The organism is Thermoflavimicrobium dichotomicum (genome assembly GCF_900114055.1).
Taxonomy (GTDB): Bacteria; Bacillota; Bacilli; order Thermoactinomycetales; family Thermoactinomycetaceae; genus Thermoflavimicrobium; species Thermoflavimicrobium dichotomicum.
Genome location: NZ_FORR01000012.1, coordinates 100507 through 115703, shown reverse-complemented (window position 1 = coordinate 115703; position 15197 = coordinate 100507). Strand labels below are relative to the sequence as shown.

Sequence of the window (15197 nt, the reverse complement as noted above, 5' to 3'; positions counted from 1 at the left end):
CATTCTGCTTTGGGATATTTATCCCCTAAAGAGTTTCGTCAATCTATAACTTCAAATGTTGCTTAAATGTCTGGACAAACGGGGTTCATTAAGAGCTAACCAATGAACCCGTATCCACTCAAACTGCTAAGGATCGGTTAAACTTTGTAAAAAATAGTCCTTTTGATTTCCTTTATGTATGTGTAGAAAGTCAGGAAGTTTTAGGTTTTTTGGCTTTTAGAATACGCGAAAACATCGAAGCTCCTACATGATATGGTGAAATATCCGCTATTGTCGTTAATCCAAATGTTCGTAATAAGGGTGTTGGTCGATTTTTAATGAAGTATGCAGAAAAACTTGCGAAAGAGCATGGATGTATAGGGACTTGGTTAGTAAGTGGTTTTGGAAGAGAAGAAGAAGCTCATAAATTTTATAAAAAGCTTGGTTATGAAATAACGGGATATAGATTTAGAAAGTTAATATATTGATAAGTATAGCTTATTTTCGATATTTATTAGTTATCAAAGATAAAGCTCAGGAATTATCCTGAGCTAATTTCCATTTACTGGAGAGATGACCCGAAATCGACGGATGCTCCATCTACCCCACGTAGGGACGGGTTACATGTTCTTTATTTTCTCCAGGACTTCTTTTACCTGAGGGTATTGAGCGATTTTTTTATATAAAGTCGTTCTGCTGATCCCCAGCATCCGAGCTGCTTTGGACAGGTTTCCTTTTGCGGATTGAATCGCCTGTTTCACCGCTTCCTCCTCCTTGCTTTGAAGCAACAAATTCGTGGAACGATCCTGTGGAAAGATTAACTCTTCAGCGGAGATCACAGTCGATCGATGGACGAAATACGTTTTATATGCAGCCTGTCGAAGTACCTGGCGTAATTCCCTGATGTTTCCGGGCCAATGATAGAGTTGAATTTTATCTTTAGCCAGATGATCCAACGTAAACTGGTTTATGCCGATTTCCTGAGCGACCTGCTTTAGAAAAAAATCTACGAGAGTTAAAAGATCCGAACGCTCTCGAAGGGGAGGAAGCGAAATTTCAAATTCACAGAGGCGGTAATACAAATCAGCTCGAAAACGTTTCTTTTGCACTTCCTGGGCCAATGGCCTATTCGTGGCTGCAACAATACGAACATCTACCGGTTTGGATTCAAGGGAACCGATTCTTGTGACTACTTTTTCTTCCAAAACCCGTAACAAGACCGCCTGAGAGCTTAAGGGCAATTCCCCGATTTCATCAAGGAAAAGGGTACCTCCATGAGCTGCTTCGAATTTCCCGATTTGTCCATCCTTGCGTGCACCAGTGAAAGCTCCCTGTTCATAGCCGAACAACTCCGATTCAATCAATTGTTCGGGAATGGCTGCACAATTGACTGTGATTAATGGGCCTTCTCTTCCGCTTTCCTGATGGATTCGCCGGGCTATCCCTTCTTTTCCACTTCCGGTTTCCCCTTGGATGAGAATGGAGGCTTCCGTTTTGGCGACAGCCGACACGATTTCCAAAACTTGTTTTACTTTCGGACAATCGTAAACCAATTGATCCGTATTCTCGGCTTTTTTTGGTTTGAATGGATCACGTGATCTCTCAGTACTGATAACCACACGGAATTTTTTTCTTCGTTTATCCTGTATGGTTTGAGCCACCCATGTTCTCTTTTTTCCTTTCAGATTGGGTTTAAGCGTTATTTTTTTCAGCGCTGGACCACAGGTAGATAAGATTTCCTCGGATTCTTTAAACCAACGATCCAAGGGTTGGCCGATACAGCGTTCTAAAGGCTGTTCTAGAAGATTTGCCGCGGCTTGGTTGATCCGGGTGATGATACCGCTTTCATCTACGGATATAAGAGGTTGGTTGATTCCTTTGAAAACCGTTTCTGTTTCCTGGAGGGCGAAGGTTAATTCCTGTTGTGTACTTTCGAGAAGAAGATGGGCTTGGCATGCTTGGGCTGCCGCGATCACCATTCCCAAGGTATGGACTTGATGGTTCCGGGCGTCTCCACTGATATCCAATACACCCAGAAGTTCTCCTTTTGGAGAATATAACGGAGAAGCGTAACAAGTGAGAAAATGGTTTTCGCGACAATAGTGTTGTTTACCGATCACGCTTACCGGTTTTTTTTCAACCAGAGCGGTTCCGATGGCATTGGTTCCTTTGATCCGTTCATGCCAGTTCGCCCCCACATCCAACCACACTTTTTTTGCTTTCTCTATGAAGGGGAAATCTCCCCATGAACGGATAATGTATCCGTCCACATCTGAAATGAGAATCATAAAGGAAGTCCTTTTTAACTGAGAATAGAGACGGTCCAGTATTTTCGTTGAAGTACGGAAAAAATCATGGAACTGGTTGGTTCGGTCTCTTAACTCTCCTTCTGTTAACAGTTCATTATTGATTTTATCGGGATCAACACCAAACGTTTTGCTCCTCTCCCATGACGTATGAATTATCGCATTATTTTCTGTAGATTCATGCAACACAGGCATTCACCCCTTTAAAGTACCATCTCGCTTTCACTGAAAATGAAGGCGTAATGAGGGATACTTCACCGAAAAAGCATTCAGTTCTGATACTAATATCAAATTCGGTACTTGACGAATTTAATTGTAACATATTTTATTACAATTTATCCAAAAAAAGATAGGACCAGCTTTGCTCATTCGGAGTTAAATATTTTCTTGTCATGCAAGATTTGCAATGTAATGGCTTTGGCTTTTCCGCCGCTAGCAGAATCTTGAGCCTCAATATTGGTAGCAAAACGTTTGAGGAAATCAACTTGTTCTTTGGGAGAGATCTTCAATGGGTCCAGTTGTGGAAGCACTCATATATCCCAAATTCACGATGATCACTCTTTTCAAGTCAATATCGTATCCTTATTGTATCAAAAAGGGTAGATAAAGTCTGTATTTGTTATCAATTTGTGTAACTTTAGACTCTATCGTTGTCCATGATCTCCAATAGGATCTTCCTATATCTCCTACTCAATTGGTAGCAGTGAGTAAAAGCAGAAAAAATCAGGGCGTATTCAACAAAATGATAAGTACACCCTGACTTTTTCATGTAAGACCTCTTGAAAATGGGTCTTAGATCCTTATAAACCTATATTTTTTGCAATGATCTGTTTCATGATCTCATTGGTTCCCGCATAGATCGATGTTACTGCGATGTCGCGGTAGCGGCGGGCAATCGGATACTCTTCCATATACCCGTAACCACCGTGTAATTGCATACATTCCCCAGCCACTCGCTTCGCCATTTCTGTAATCCACCACTTTGCCATTGACACTTGTGTCACGATATCTTTACCTTCCATATGCTTGACAATCAAATCATTCACAAATGTGCGACCAATTTCAATCTCAGTCGCCATCTCTGCGATTTTAAACTGTGTATTCTGAAATTGGCCAATCGGCTTACCAAATGCCGTTCGATTTTGTACATACTCGATCGTCATCTTGAGCATCTCTTCAGCAGATGTTTGCGCTTGAATGGCTACGACAAGTCTCTCCTGCTGCAGCTTGTTCATGAGGTAATAAAATCCTTTTCCCTCTTCCCCCAACAGATTGCTTACTGGTACACGGGCATCCTCGAAGATCAGTTCGGCTGTATCACTGCTGTGAAGGCCGATTTTGTCCAATTTCTTACCTCGAGAAAACCCAGGAGTATTCCGTTCCACTACAATCAGGCTAATGCCCTTATAGCCTGGAACAGCTTTCGGATCAGTCTTGCAGGCAACCACGATGAGATCGGACTGAATTCCATTCGTGATAAACGTCTTTTCACCATTAATGATGTAATGATCCCCGTCACGGATTGCGGTGGTTCGGATGTTTGCAAGATCGGATCCTGTACCCGGTTCAGTCATCGCAATTGCAGTAATGATGTCACCGCTTACACATCCCGGAAGCCAACGCTGTTTCTGTTCTTCTGTCCCATATGCATCTAAATAAGGAACAACAACATCGTTGTGCAAAATAAAACCGGTAAGCCCTGTTCCGATACGCTCCAATTCTTCCATCAAAACGACCGAATAGACGAAATCAGCATTCAGCCCGCCGTACTTTTCATCCAGCCACGGACAAAGAAATCCGTTATCACCCATTTTTTTCCATAATCCACGTGGGATCAAACGCTCCCTTTCCCACTGGTCAAAATAAGGAACAACCTCTTTCTCCAAAAATTTGCGGAGCGATTCGCGAAAAATGAGATGTTCTTCTTTTAGGTATCGATGTGTCATGTTTCAATTCCTTTCATCCTTGTAAGAAATTATTTCGAAAATATCGTTAATATTAGTATAATATAAAAACATGTCAATGATAGCGTTTTCTAAAATTGCAGGAATATTACATATAGTTCATCTAAAACCCCACATCGATATAAGTCTATCAAGTTAACTATTGCTTTTTTTCACTCTATTGTTGTCGTTTAATATTGACTTAGGGCGTATTCATACACCTGTCCAAGGTGTGGAGACCGTTTGAAGAACAGGGACAAACGGTAAAAGAAAAAGCAAAATCACCTTAGCCCCCTTGAAAATGGGACTAAGGTGTCGTGTTGAGGTTTACCATTAATCTTCGATATTGATCGGATAGGTTTCGAGGAATTTGGTATTAAAATTGCCGCTGACAAAAACCTCATGATCCATGAGTTTACGATGAAAGGGAATCGTTGTATTTACGCCTTTGACAACAAATTCATCCAAAGCCCGCTTCATCCGTTGGATGGCTTCCTCACGATCTTTCCCCCAAACTATGAGTTTGGCTACCATGGAATCATAGAATGGGGAGATCTCACAGCCTGGATAGACGGCACTGTCAACGCGCACACCATATCCTCCTGGCGGAAAATAGCTTACCACTTTTCCGGGGGAGGGCATAAAATTTTTCGCCGGGTTTTCAGCGTTAATCCGGCATTCGATCGCCCATCCGTTAATTTGAATGTCTTCTTGCTTCATGGAAAGCGGATAACCAGCAGCTATCCGGATCTGTTCTTTAATGAGATCATATCCAGTGATCATCTCGGTTACCGGATGTTCCACCTGGATTCGCGTATTCATTTCCATGAAGTAGAATTGGCCGTGCTTGTCCAATAAAAACTCAACTGTCCCGGCGCCATGATAGTTAACAGCCTGTGCAGCGGCAACAGCGGCTTCTCCCATTTTTTGACGCAATTCCTGACTTAAAGCGGGAGACGGAGCCTCCTCGACGAGCTTTTGATGGCGGCGTTGAATCGAACAATCCCGCTCGCCGAGGTAAACAACATTGCCATGTTTATCGGCGATGATTTGGATTTCAACGTGACGGGGTTCCTCAACAAACTTCTCAATATAAACGCCAGCATTTCCAAAAGCGGTTTCCGCTTCTTTCTGAGCTTGACGAATCCCTTTCCGAAGTTCTTCTTCATTGTTGGCAAGACGCATCCCTTTTCCTCCACCACCGGCTGTGGCTTTTATAATAACAGGGAAACCAATCTCTTTGGAAATGTGCACAGCATCTTCAATGTCTTCCACGAGCCCTTCTGTTCCCGGAACGCAAGGAACTCCCGCCTGTTTCATTGTTTCTTTGGCAGTCGATTTATCCCCCATTTTTCGGATTGCCAGCGGGTCCGGACCAATAAATGTGATATTGCATTGGTTGCAAAGCTCGGCAAAATCGGCATTTTCAGCCAAAAACCCGTATCCCGGATGGATTCCATCGACTCCGGCCGATAAAGCCACACTGATCAGATTGGTCATATTCAAATAGCTTTCTTTCGAAGCTGTTGGACCGATACAATAGGCTTCATCCGCTAATTTCACGTGGAGTGCTTCCCGGTCAGCTTCGGAAAAAACGGCCACCGTTTGAATTCCCATTTCCCGACAAGCGCGGATGACACGGACAGCAATTTCACCACGGTTAGCAATCAGCACTTTCTTAAGCATATCGCTATCCCCTTACACTGTCTTAATTCGTAACACCGGTTGCCCATATTCGATTACTTGTCCTTCTTCCGCCAAGATCTCGACCACTTCGCCAGCCACATCCGATCGGATATCATGGGAAAGATTTAAAGAAGCCACACGGCAAGTGCCAAGCAACGTATTTTCTTCCACACGATCTCCTACTTGAACAAAAGGACCGGAGAAAATTCCCACATATCGGGACACGATCTCTTTCGTGGAGATCACCGGAGATTCGGATTCCGTGTCTACCTTTTGCAAGGAAGTGTTAAATTCTTCATTGGTAGGGGTCGTAAGAACAGGTGATTCTTCACCCTGAACCATCTCGGGGGCCGGCTTTCGTATGGCGATTCGAAAACCTTCTTTTTCAAAGCAAAATTCATCAATAGAAGATTCGTTCACAAGGCGAATGATTTCTCGAATTTCTAACAGTTTCATGTTGGCACCTCTTTTTCTTGCTCTTTTATCTTGGAGATCTTCGCAAATGATGGAGCCGGTTCCAAGGCAATCCGAACGGCAAGGTTTCTCGCAGTCCCTGAACTGCAGGAACTATTGCATCCCCTTGTTTCTGCCAGTATGATACAGGCTCTTGGGTCACAAACGGAGCGTGATATCGTCCATCCTCGGATTGCTTCTTCAAACAATCTTGTTTGACTAACGTAATCATCATCGGATCCACTCCTTAAAGCGGAATATTTCCATGCTTCTTCGGCGGTCTGGATTCCCGCTTCGTCCGAAGCATCTCAAGTGCCTCTTTGAGTTTTTTTCGAGTTTCTCGCGGATCAATGACATCATCGACCATGCCATGAGAAGCAGCAACATAAGGATTGGCAAACAGCTCCCGGTACTCAGCGATTTTTTCTCTTCGAGTTTGCTCTGGATTCTCGCTGTTTTCAATTTCTTTGGCGAAAATGATATTCGCAGCCCCTTCCGGTCCCATAACAGCAATCTCAGCGCTGGGCCATGCGTAAACGATATCTGCCCCAATGGCTTTGGAGTTTAAGGCCACATAGGCTCCCCCGTACGCTTTTCGCAAAATGACGGTGATTTTCGGAACGGTGGCTTCAGAGTAAGCGTAGAGAATTTTCGCCCCGTGACGGATAATCCCGCCATGTTCCTGTTTCACACCCGGGAAAAATCCCGTAACGTCTTCGAACGTAATTAATGGAATATTAAAGGCATCACAGAAACGTATAAATCGAGCGAGTTTATCCGATGAATTGATATCCAAGCCACCAGCCATGACTTTGGGTTGGTTAGCGATAATTCCCACGGAATGTCCGTCAATTCTACCGAAACCGATGACAATGTTTTTCGCAAAATCAGGTTGAATTTCCATAAAGTCGCCGCCATCCACAACCTGACGGATGACTTTTCGCACATCATACACTTTCGTTCCTTCAATCGGAACAATTTCGGCCAGATCTTCCCGCCAATCCGAATCTTGAGGCGCCTCAAAAACAGGAGGATTCTCCATATTATTTTGAGGAAGGAAGCTTAACAGGCGTCTTACATCGTTTAAGACTTCGGGTTCGGAAGGGGCTGTAAAGTGAGCAACCCCGCTGATGCTCGAATGAACCTTGGCTCCCCCCAGTTGATCAGCCGAAATTTTCTCTCCTGTGACAGTTTCAATGACTTTCGGCCCCGTAATAAACATCTGGCTCGTTTTTTCGACCATAAACACAAAGTCGGTAATTGCAGGAGAGTACACGGCTCCCCCGGCACAAGGGCCGAGAATCACGGAAATTTGCGGGATTACGCCCGAGTAAATGGCGTTCCGGTAGAAGATGTGGCCGTATCCATCCAAGGATACAACCCCTTCCTGGATTCGGGCTCCACCCGAATCATTCAAGCCAATAATCGGGGCTCCGTTTTTGGCTGCCAAATCCATAATGCGGGCAATTTTCAACGCATGCATTTCCCCAAGTGCCCCGCCAAAGACCGTAAAATCTTGGGCGAATACATATACCAGGCGTCCGTGGATCTGCCCGTAACCGGTGACGACCCCTTCTCCGGGAGCATCGACTTTATCCATTCCAAAGTGCGTGGCCCTGTGTTTGATAAACGGATTCAATTCGACGAAAGTGCCTTCGTCCAGAAGCAAATCGATTCGCTCTCTTGCGGTCAGTTTTCCCCGCTTGTGTTGCGCGTCAATTTTGGCATCGCCGCCGCCCAATTGAATCTTCAGTTTTCGATCCATTAATTCATCAATTTTTTTATACATGCTCATGTTGTTCATCAGCTCCTGGTTGACAGAGTTCGATCAAAACTCCCTGGGTGGATTTCGGGTGTAAAAAGGCGATCAAATTCCCATGAGCGCCCTCTTTCGGAACTTCATGAATGAGGCGAATCCCTTTTTCTTTTAAAAAGTTCAATCGTTTAACAGCATCATCCACGCGAAAGGCAATGTGATGAATGCCTTCACCCTTTTTCTCAATAAACTTTGCAATTGGACTATCCGGGGAGGTGGGTTCCAACAGTTCCAGCCGGGTTTCCCCAATCTCCAGAAAAGCCACCTTCACTTTTTCGCTTTCCACCGTATCAAAACCGAGTAATTTCAATCCTAACAGGTCTGTATAAAAAGGGACCGATTCTTGTAAACTCTTTACAGCAATTCCGATATGTTCAATTTGTTGTGGAGGATTGAGCATTCTCTTAACCCCTTTCCTGTTCTTCAAAAAGTTGAACCAGTCTTTTGAAGGCTTGGGTCGCCGATTCCCGTCCACTAAGCACCTCTTTTTCAATTTGAGGGAGAACCGATTGGATGGTCGGATGCTGAAAGAATCGTGCGCGAAGATACTCATCAATCATCGTATAGATCCAATCTAAAGTCTGTTGTTGCCTTCGGCGATGAAAAACACCGGATGCAGTAGTCACTTCCTGGAATTTCCGGATCACTTCCCAGATTTCTTCAATTCCGGTTCCGTAAAGGGCGGAACAAGTGTAAGCCTTCGTTTTCCAACCTTCGGTGGCTGGATGAAGATAATGAAGAACACGATTCAATTCCGCCTTTGTCGCCCTGGCTTTGATTTCGTTATCTCCATCCGCTTTGTTTATTAAAATCGCATCAGCCAGTTCCATAATCCCTTTTTTAATGCCCTGAAGATCATCTCCGGCACCGGTCAGCGTAAGCAAAAGGAAAAAATCGACCATGGAGCGAACTGCAACTTCGCTTTGCCCCACTCCGACAGTTTCGACGAGAATGACATCAAACCCGGCAGCTTCACAGACCAACATGCTCTCTCTTGTTTTTCTCGCCACCCCTCCCAGCGTTCCCGCAGACGCGGAAGGACGAATATAGGCATGGGGATGTTTAGAGAGCTTCTCCATTCTCGTTTTATCCCCCAAAATACTTCCTTTCGTCAATGTACTGCTCGGATCAATGGCCAGGACAGCTACCCGATGCCCCTTTTCGCATAACATAAGTCCAAAGCTTTCAATAAATGTACTCTTTCCTGCCCCGGGAACACCGGTAATGCCGATCCGAATCGATCGGCCGGTATGGGGCTGCAAGCGTTGCAGAACCTCTTGAGCCATTTTCATGTGCTCTTCCAAGTTGCTTTCAACCAAGGTGATGGCTTGAGCCAAAATTGTTCGATTTTTCTCCAGGACACCTTGTACGTAATCCTCAACCTTCAGGCGTCGTCGTTTTTTGGGTTGACTCATAGGCTATACCTCATCATTCAAACGTTGATTTACAACTTCCAAAACTTTCTGGGCAGCGACAGGGATAATCGTTCCCGGACCAAAAATCGCCACAGCCCCATGTTCTCTCAGATATTCATAATCTTGAGCTGGAATAACCCCGCCAATGACTACAGCAATATCTTCTCGGCCAAGCCTTTTCAATTCTTCCACCAATTGCGGAAGCAAGGTTTTATGTGAACCGGCCAAGGAACTGATGCCTACAATGTGAACGTCATTTTCTACAGCTTGTTTTGCAGTTTCTTCCGGTGTTTGGAAGAGCGGACCGATATCCACGTCAAACCCCATATCCGCAAAAGCAGTTGCAATGACTTTCGCTCCCCGGTCATGTCCGTCTTGTCCCATCTTGGCAATCAAGATACGCGGACGGCGTCCTTCCCGTTTCTCAAATTCATCCGTCATTTTCCGAACTTGAGCAACTTCTTCAGCATCACCGAATTCTGAGCTGTAGACTCCACTGATGGAACGAATAACGGCTTTATGACGACCGACCACTTTTTCATATGCATAAGAGATTTCGCCAAGAGTCGCTCTTGCCCGGGCAGCTTCAATGGCTAGGGCAAGCAGGTTTCCTTCCCCGGTTTCTGCGGCATGCGTAATGGCATTTAAGGCGCTCTGCACTTTTGCCTCATCCCGGTTCGCGCGAAGCTCTTGCAAGCGGCGGATTTGCGCTTCGCGAACAGCAGTATTGTCCACTTCCAAGATTTCCAGAGGCTCATGGTGATCCAAACGATAGCGATTCACTCCGATGATCACTTCTCTACCGGAATCGATATGAGCCTGTCTTCTTGCAGCAGCTTCTTCGATTCTCATTTTTGGAAGCCCCGTTTCAATGGCCTTCGCCATTCCCCCTAAAGACTCGATTTCCTGAATATGCTCCCAAGCACGCTTGACCAATTCCGCAGTTAAGGCTTCGACGTAATATGATCCTCCCCAAGGATCCACCACTTGACATATTCCTGTTTCATCTTGCAGATACAATTGCGTGTTTCTCGCAATCCGGGCGGAAAAATCGGTCGGCAATGCAATCGCTTCGTCTAAGGCATTTGTATGCAGTGATTGGGTATGCCCAAGGGCGGCAGCCATCGCCTCTAAACAAGTGCGTGCTACGTTATTAAAAGGATCCTGTTCAGTCAGACTCCAACCCGACGTTTGCGAATGCGTCCGCAAAGCCATCGACTTTTCATTTTTGGGATTAAACTGTTTGATTAATTTAGCCCACAAGAGACGCGCAGCCCGCAATTTTGCAACTTCCATAAAATAGTTCATTCCAATCGCCCAGAAGAAAGAAAGTCGAGGGGCAAAGGAATCTACATCGATCCCGGCTTTTATTCCAGTACGGACATATTCCAGCCCGTCAGCAAGGGTATAACCCAATTCGATATCAGCTGTTGCTCCCGCTTCCTGCATATGATAACCCGAAATACTGATGCTGTTAAACTTCGGCATATGTTTCGAGGTATAAGCGAAAATATCGGCAATAATTCTCATCGAAGCCTCAGGTGGATAAATATACGTGTTTCTCACCATATATTCTTTCAAAATATCATTTTGAATCGTTCCCGTTAACTGCTCCTGTTTGACTCCCTGCTCCTCGGCAGCTACGATATAAAAGGCCATTATGGGGAGAACAGCACCATTCATCGTCATGGAAACCGACATTTGGTCCAGCGGAATGCCATCAAACAAAATTTTCATATCCAGGATCGAGTCAACAGCTACCCCGGCTTTTCCTACGTCCCCGACAACACGAGGGTGATCAGAATCATATCCTCGATGGGTAGCCAAGTCAAAAGCGATAGATAACCCTTTCTGTCCGGCAGCGAGATTCCTGCGGTAAAAGGCATTACTTTCTTCCGCCGTGGAAAAACCGGCATATTGGCGGATCGTCCAAGGTTTAGTCACATACATGCTCGGATAAGGCCCCCTTAAATAAGGAGGAATGCCGGACATGTAACCAATATGCTCGAGATTGGCAGTATCCTCAGAAGTGTAAAAGGGTTTTACTGAAATTTGTTCCATCGTTTGCCAAGCAGAGGCCGTATTTGCACTCTTCTGAGCCGATATAGGAGGCTTGTAGGCGATTTTGGTGAAGTCAGGTGATTTTTTCATTTCGCAATCCCTTTCTTTTGTTGGAGTTTTGACAATATATCAAAACAATGAGCCCTTACATGGACAAAATCATCGACACCGGCTTGAAGGAAACGTTCCCGCCATTCTTTTGCAGGCAATCCAGCCAGGAAAACCGTAGATTCCGGGCGGCGTTCTTTTACCTTCCGCACGACGTCGGGAACAATTTCCGGATATCGGTCATCCTCGGAGCAAATGACCAGGATATCGGTGGAAGAAGCGGTATAGGAGTCTACAACTTCTTCAACGGAAGAAAGCCCCTCTTGTTCAATGACGTCAAATCCACCGACCTGAAAGAAACCAATCGTGAAATCTGCGCGTGGCTTCAATCGGGCTGGGTTTCCAATTTTGGCAAGGAAAATTCGTGGATAGGCTCCGTTTTGTTCCCGATAGGCTTCTGCGTTTTTCCTCAATGATTCGAAGCGTTCCGCAGCACGAAAAGCGGAAATCGGGCGAATGGAGGAAACAGGCGATGCGATGGATTTCACCCACTGCCCCACTGTCAAGCCGGATTGAAATGCTTGAATCGAAGCTTCAAGCGTGTGTTCAGATAAGAAAACATTGGATCTGAAGGATCGTATTTCTGCCAGTCGTTTTTGCCGTTGTTGCTTGACAAGCATTTCATCGTTTTCTAACGTTTGTTCGGAAAGATTGGGATACATATTGGTTCCTACGATCCGATCCTGACGTGATCCAATCCGAGCGATCCGCTTCTGAGCGATCTCAGCTACTTGATCTTGAATCCATCCCTCTGCTAATGAATTCATGATTCCGCCCCGGGATTCAACCTGTTGGAATAAAGACCAGGCCTTTTGTGCCATCTGATCCGTTAGCCATTCTACGTACCAAGAACCTCCCGCTTGATCGACCACACGCGACAAGTGTGCTTCATGTTGCAATATCAGCTGCGTGTTACGTGCGATCCGACGAGAAAACTCGTTCGGCAAACGAATACATTCATCGAATGGAGATACATGAAGACTATCTACTCCTCCTACTACGGCAGCGAATGCTTCTGATGTTACGCGAAGCATATTCACATAAGGATCGTAAACCGTTTTATTGAAAGCCGACGTCCGGCCATGAATGTACATTTTTTGCGATTCGGCATTCCCGCCAAACGCATCGATGATTTGACACCAAAGAATCCGGGCAGCACGCAATTTGGCGATCTCCATAAAGAAATGCGAGCCAATTGAGAATGAAAAAACCATCCGAGGAGCAATCTCATCGATCGATAATCCTCTCTCCATCAATTGCCGGATATAATGGACACCTGTCGCTAGGACAAAAGCAAGCTCTTGAACAGCATTTGCACCCCCGTCATGATATGGATGTCCCTCCACCAGAATGGTTCGCAGGTTTGGTACCTGTTTTAGCGAGGCTTTTGTTATCTCAGCCAGGTGATCATAAGCTTGTTCTAAAGAAAAGGGAAGCTGACCTTCTTTGACATAGAATCCGATCGGATCCATACCGATACAACCTTTCAGTTGGGAAAGATCCAACTGATGCTTATTCGCCCAGGCAAGAAGCAAAGCGAAATAAGGAAGCCCTAAACTTCCAACCCGGAGAAACAACGGCGTTTTTTCTAAATCGATGGAAGCGAAAGCGTTTTCCAAATCCTGCAGATGAACAAGAGAAACGCCCTTATCGCCAATTTCCGTTTCTTGTACCTCATCAGGATCTAAACCGCGTAAGCTGGCCTGATCCAAGGAAAGATAAATGGTGGTTTGACCTCGGGCTAAATCCGAACGCAAAGCCTCTCCCAATGCTTGAGGCGTGATTGCCTGGATTTCTTGCGCGATTTCCCAGCGCCGGTCTCCTTCTTCTTTTGTTCCACGGACATAAGGAGCTCGTCCGGGTTGAGATTGGATATGAGCCAAATGTTCAATATCTTCAGGCCGATAAATCGGTTGAAGCGTAATCCCTTCATACGTATTGGTAAAAAGCTTGTCAAAAGAGGTTCCTTTCAGAGACTTTTCAACAGCATTCTTCCAATCGTCGTAGGACGGATAGGGAAAATCTCCGAAAAATTTTTCTTTATCTGCTTGAATTGACATGATATGCCCCTCTTTCTTGTTTATGAAGTTTTAACCAGAAACAAAGGTTGTCCGATTTCTACCAACTGACCGTTTTGCACCAATACTTCAACAATTTCTCCTTCGACTTCAGCTTCAATTTCATTAAACAGTTTCATGGCTTCGATAATGCAAACCACTGTATCCTTTTTCACTTTCGATCCTACTTGCACATAAGGAGGTTCTTCAGGGCTGGGGGCAGCATAAAACGTTCCCACAATCGGAGAAGTAATTTTATATAACGAATCTGTCTCAGGGTTTGTCGGCCTGTTTTCGACTGGTTTTTCTTCTTTTACAAACGGTGGTTCGATCGGCTTTGCAGCAGGTTTTGGAATTTCAACCGGTGTAACAGACGGCTTTTCTGGAACGTTCATCTTCGGCGCAATCGTTTGGATGGAAGAAGAAACAGATCGCTTGATAACAAGTTTCCCCTCACCGGTTTCCAATTCTAAAGATTCAATGCCTGATTCATCGACTAGTCGGATGATTTCCCGAATTTCATGCATCCTCAACATACTCCACTCCTTTGAGATATGACATGTTATTTTATAAAGAGACCGACCAGTTGGTCTGCAAACCGACTAGTCCGTCTCTAAAAACCCAAAAAAAGAGTAATTTGATAAACATTCTGGAGATAAGACCATCCGAAGAATCAAATCCGCATAAATGTCCGAAATCGTTTCGATCGTATATTTCCCATCAGGCTTGTACCATTTATAGATCCAGTTAACTGCTCCAAAGATGAACATCGCTGCCATGGTTACCGGTAATTGGGGGTGAAATTCGCCGCATTCAACTCCTTCACGAAGGACTTTAATGATCAAATCTTTGTATTGATCCCTCTTCGCCACTATATTCGGGAAATAGTCGGAGGACAAATAATGACTTTCCTGATAAAAAATGGTCACCTCGGGTTTATACAGATCGATCATGACAACGAAAGATTTCGCAATAGCCCGTAAACGTTCGGTGGGTGTATTCCATTCATTGTAGGCAGCATGCCCTTTTTCTAAAACATAAGTAATAAATTGGTCGTGAATGGTATATAACAGTTCATCCTTGGAAGAAAAGTGATGATAAAACCCCCCTTTGGATGTTCCGCACTCTTTAACGATTTGATCCACGGATACATTATGATAGCCATACGTTTCAAAAAGGCGTAGGGACGTTTCGATGATCCTTTCGCGAAGAGGCTTGTTTCTCATATGTTGTGTTCACCACCTGGTTGTATTATAACACATCGAAAAAATTTTTGTCGAATTTTTCTTTTTAAAAGACATTTATTTACTTTACAAAACGAAAGACAAACTTCATAATATTGTTATATAACATGTCGTTTATTACAGATACTG

The 15197-nt window shown here is 44.7% G+C and carries 13 protein-coding genes and 1 pseudogene; 1 reads left to right on the top strand and 13 read right to left on the bottom strand.

Features of this window, described 5'->3' with window-relative positions:
• Window positions 1–134: 134 nt before the first annotated feature.
• A pseudogene (locus BMZ78_RS12520) lies at window positions 135–467 on the top strand (N-acetyltransferase family protein); the annotation flags it as partial.
• Window positions 468–599: 132 nt separating this feature from the next.
• Here BMZ78_RS12520 and BMZ78_RS12515 read toward each other — a convergent pair.
• The 13 genes from BMZ78_RS12515 to BMZ78_RS12460 form a co-directional block, all read right to left on the bottom strand.
• Window positions 600–2474 carry a sigma-54-dependent Fis family transcriptional regulator gene (locus BMZ78_RS12515; RefSeq protein WP_175482450.1) on the bottom strand — a complete coding sequence of 625 codons (1875 nt, stop codon included), beginning with the start codon at window positions 2472–2474 and terminating at the stop codon, window positions 600–602.
• A 176-nt stretch (window positions 2475–2650) separates the two neighbouring features.
• Window positions 2651–2815: a hypothetical protein gene (locus BMZ78_RS18835; RefSeq protein WP_175482449.1), complete on the bottom strand. Its 165-nt coding sequence runs from the start codon at window positions 2813–2815 to the stop codon at window positions 2651–2653.
• Between the two features lie 270 nt (window positions 2816–3085).
• On the bottom strand, window positions 3086–4231 hold the full coding sequence (locus BMZ78_RS12510; RefSeq protein ID WP_093230738.1) for an acyl-CoA dehydrogenase family protein: 1146 nt from the start codon (window positions 4229–4231) through the stop codon (window positions 3086–3088).
• 330 nt (window positions 4232–4561) lie between these two features.
• The gene (gene accC / locus BMZ78_RS12505; protein ID WP_093230737.1) at window positions 4562–5914 is read right to left on the bottom strand and encodes an acetyl-CoA carboxylase biotin carboxylase subunit; all 1353 of its coding nucleotides are present in this window, start codon (window positions 5912–5914) and stop codon (window positions 4562–4564) included.
• 12 nt (window positions 5915–5926) lie between these two features.
• Window positions 5927–6370: an acetyl-CoA carboxylase biotin carboxyl carrier protein gene (locus tag BMZ78_RS12500; RefSeq protein WP_093230735.1), complete on the bottom strand. Its 444-nt coding sequence runs from the start codon at window positions 6368–6370 to the stop codon at window positions 5927–5929.
• Between the two features lie 25 nt (window positions 6371–6395).
• Entirely contained in the window at window positions 6396–6602 is a 207-nt protein-coding gene (locus BMZ78_RS12495) for a hypothetical protein (protein ID WP_093230734.1), read from the bottom strand.
• 12 nt (window positions 6603–6614) lie between these two features.
• Window positions 6615–8156 carry an acyl-CoA carboxylase subunit beta gene (locus BMZ78_RS12490; RefSeq protein ID WP_175482453.1) on the bottom strand — a complete coding sequence of 514 codons (1542 nt, stop codon included), beginning with the start codon at window positions 8154–8156 and terminating at the stop codon, window positions 6615–6617.
• Window positions 8149–8583, bottom strand: coding sequence for a methylmalonyl-CoA epimerase (gene mce, locus BMZ78_RS12485; RefSeq protein ID WP_093230731.1), 435 nt, complete (start codon window positions 8581–8583; stop codon window positions 8149–8151). Before mce ends, BMZ78_RS12490 begins: the two co-directional genes overlap by 8 nt.
• Before the next feature lie 4 nt (window positions 8584–8587).
• Entirely contained in the window at window positions 8588–9598 is a 1011-nt protein-coding gene (gene meaB / locus BMZ78_RS12480) for a methylmalonyl Co-A mutase-associated GTPase MeaB (RefSeq protein ID WP_093230730.1), read from the bottom strand.
• 3 nt (window positions 9599–9601) lie between these two features.
• Window positions 9602–11749 carry a methylmalonyl-CoA mutase gene (gene scpA / locus BMZ78_RS12475; RefSeq protein ID WP_093230728.1) on the bottom strand — a complete coding sequence of 716 codons (2148 nt, stop codon included), beginning with the start codon at window positions 11747–11749 and terminating at the stop codon, window positions 9602–9604.
• Window positions 11746–13827: a methylmalonyl-CoA mutase family protein gene (locus BMZ78_RS12470; protein WP_093230727.1), complete on the bottom strand. Its 2082-nt coding sequence runs from the start codon at window positions 13825–13827 to the stop codon at window positions 11746–11748. Before BMZ78_RS12470 ends, scpA begins: the two co-directional genes overlap by 4 nt.
• A 20-nt stretch (window positions 13828–13847) precedes the next feature.
• Window positions 13848–14360: an acetyl-CoA carboxylase biotin carboxyl carrier protein gene (gene accB / locus BMZ78_RS12465; protein WP_175482448.1), complete on the bottom strand. Its 513-nt coding sequence runs from the start codon at window positions 14358–14360 to the stop codon at window positions 13848–13850.
• A gap of 66 nt (window positions 14361–14426) precedes the next feature.
• Entirely contained in the window at window positions 14427–15050 is a 624-nt protein-coding gene (locus tag BMZ78_RS12460; RefSeq protein WP_093230725.1) for a TetR/AcrR family transcriptional regulator, read from the bottom strand.
• Between the last annotated feature and the right edge of the window lie 147 nt (window positions 15051–15197).

What these genes read in the sequence shown, in the direction of transcription:
- BMZ78_RS12510 (WP_093230738.1), bottom strand. Translation starts at nt 4,231, where the DNA reads ATGACACATCGATACCTAAAAGAAGAACATCTCATTTTTCGCGAATCG.
- accC (WP_093230737.1), bottom strand. Translation starts at nt 5,914, where the DNA reads ATGCTTAAGAAAGTGCTGATTGCTAACCGTGGTGAAATTGCTGTCCGT.
- BMZ78_RS12500 (WP_093230735.1), bottom strand. Translation starts at nt 6,370, where the DNA reads ATGAAACTGTTAGAAATTCGAGAAATCATTCGCCTTGTGAACGAATCT.
- BMZ78_RS12495 (WP_093230734.1), bottom strand. Translation starts at nt 6,602, where the DNA reads ATGATGATTACGTTAGTCAAACAAGATTGTTTGAAGAAGCAATCCGAG.
- BMZ78_RS12490 (WP_175482453.1), bottom strand. Translation starts at nt 8,156, where the DNA reads ATGTATAAAAAAATTGATGAATTAATGGATCGAAAACTGAAGATTCAA.
- mce (WP_093230731.1), bottom strand. Translation starts at nt 8,583, where the DNA reads ATGCTCAATCCTCCACAACAAATTGAACATATCGGAATTGCTGTAAAG.
- meaB (WP_093230730.1), bottom strand. Translation starts at nt 9,598, where the DNA reads ATGAGTCAACCCAAAAAACGACGACGCCTGAAGGTTGAGGATTACGTA.
- scpA (WP_093230728.1), bottom strand. Translation starts at nt 11,749, where the DNA reads ATGAAAAAATCACCTGACTTCACCAAAATCGCCTACAAGCCTCCTATA.
- BMZ78_RS12470 (WP_093230727.1), bottom strand. Translation starts at nt 13,827, where the DNA reads ATGTCAATTCAAGCAGATAAAGAAAAATTTTTCGGAGATTTTCCCTAT.
- accB (WP_175482448.1), bottom strand. Translation starts at nt 14,360, where the DNA reads ATGTTGAGGATGCATGAAATTCGGGAAATCATCCGACTAGTCGATGAA.
- BMZ78_RS12460 (WP_093230725.1), bottom strand. Translation starts at nt 15,050, where the DNA reads ATGAGAAACAAGCCTCTTCGCGAAAGGATCATCGAAACGTCCCTACGC.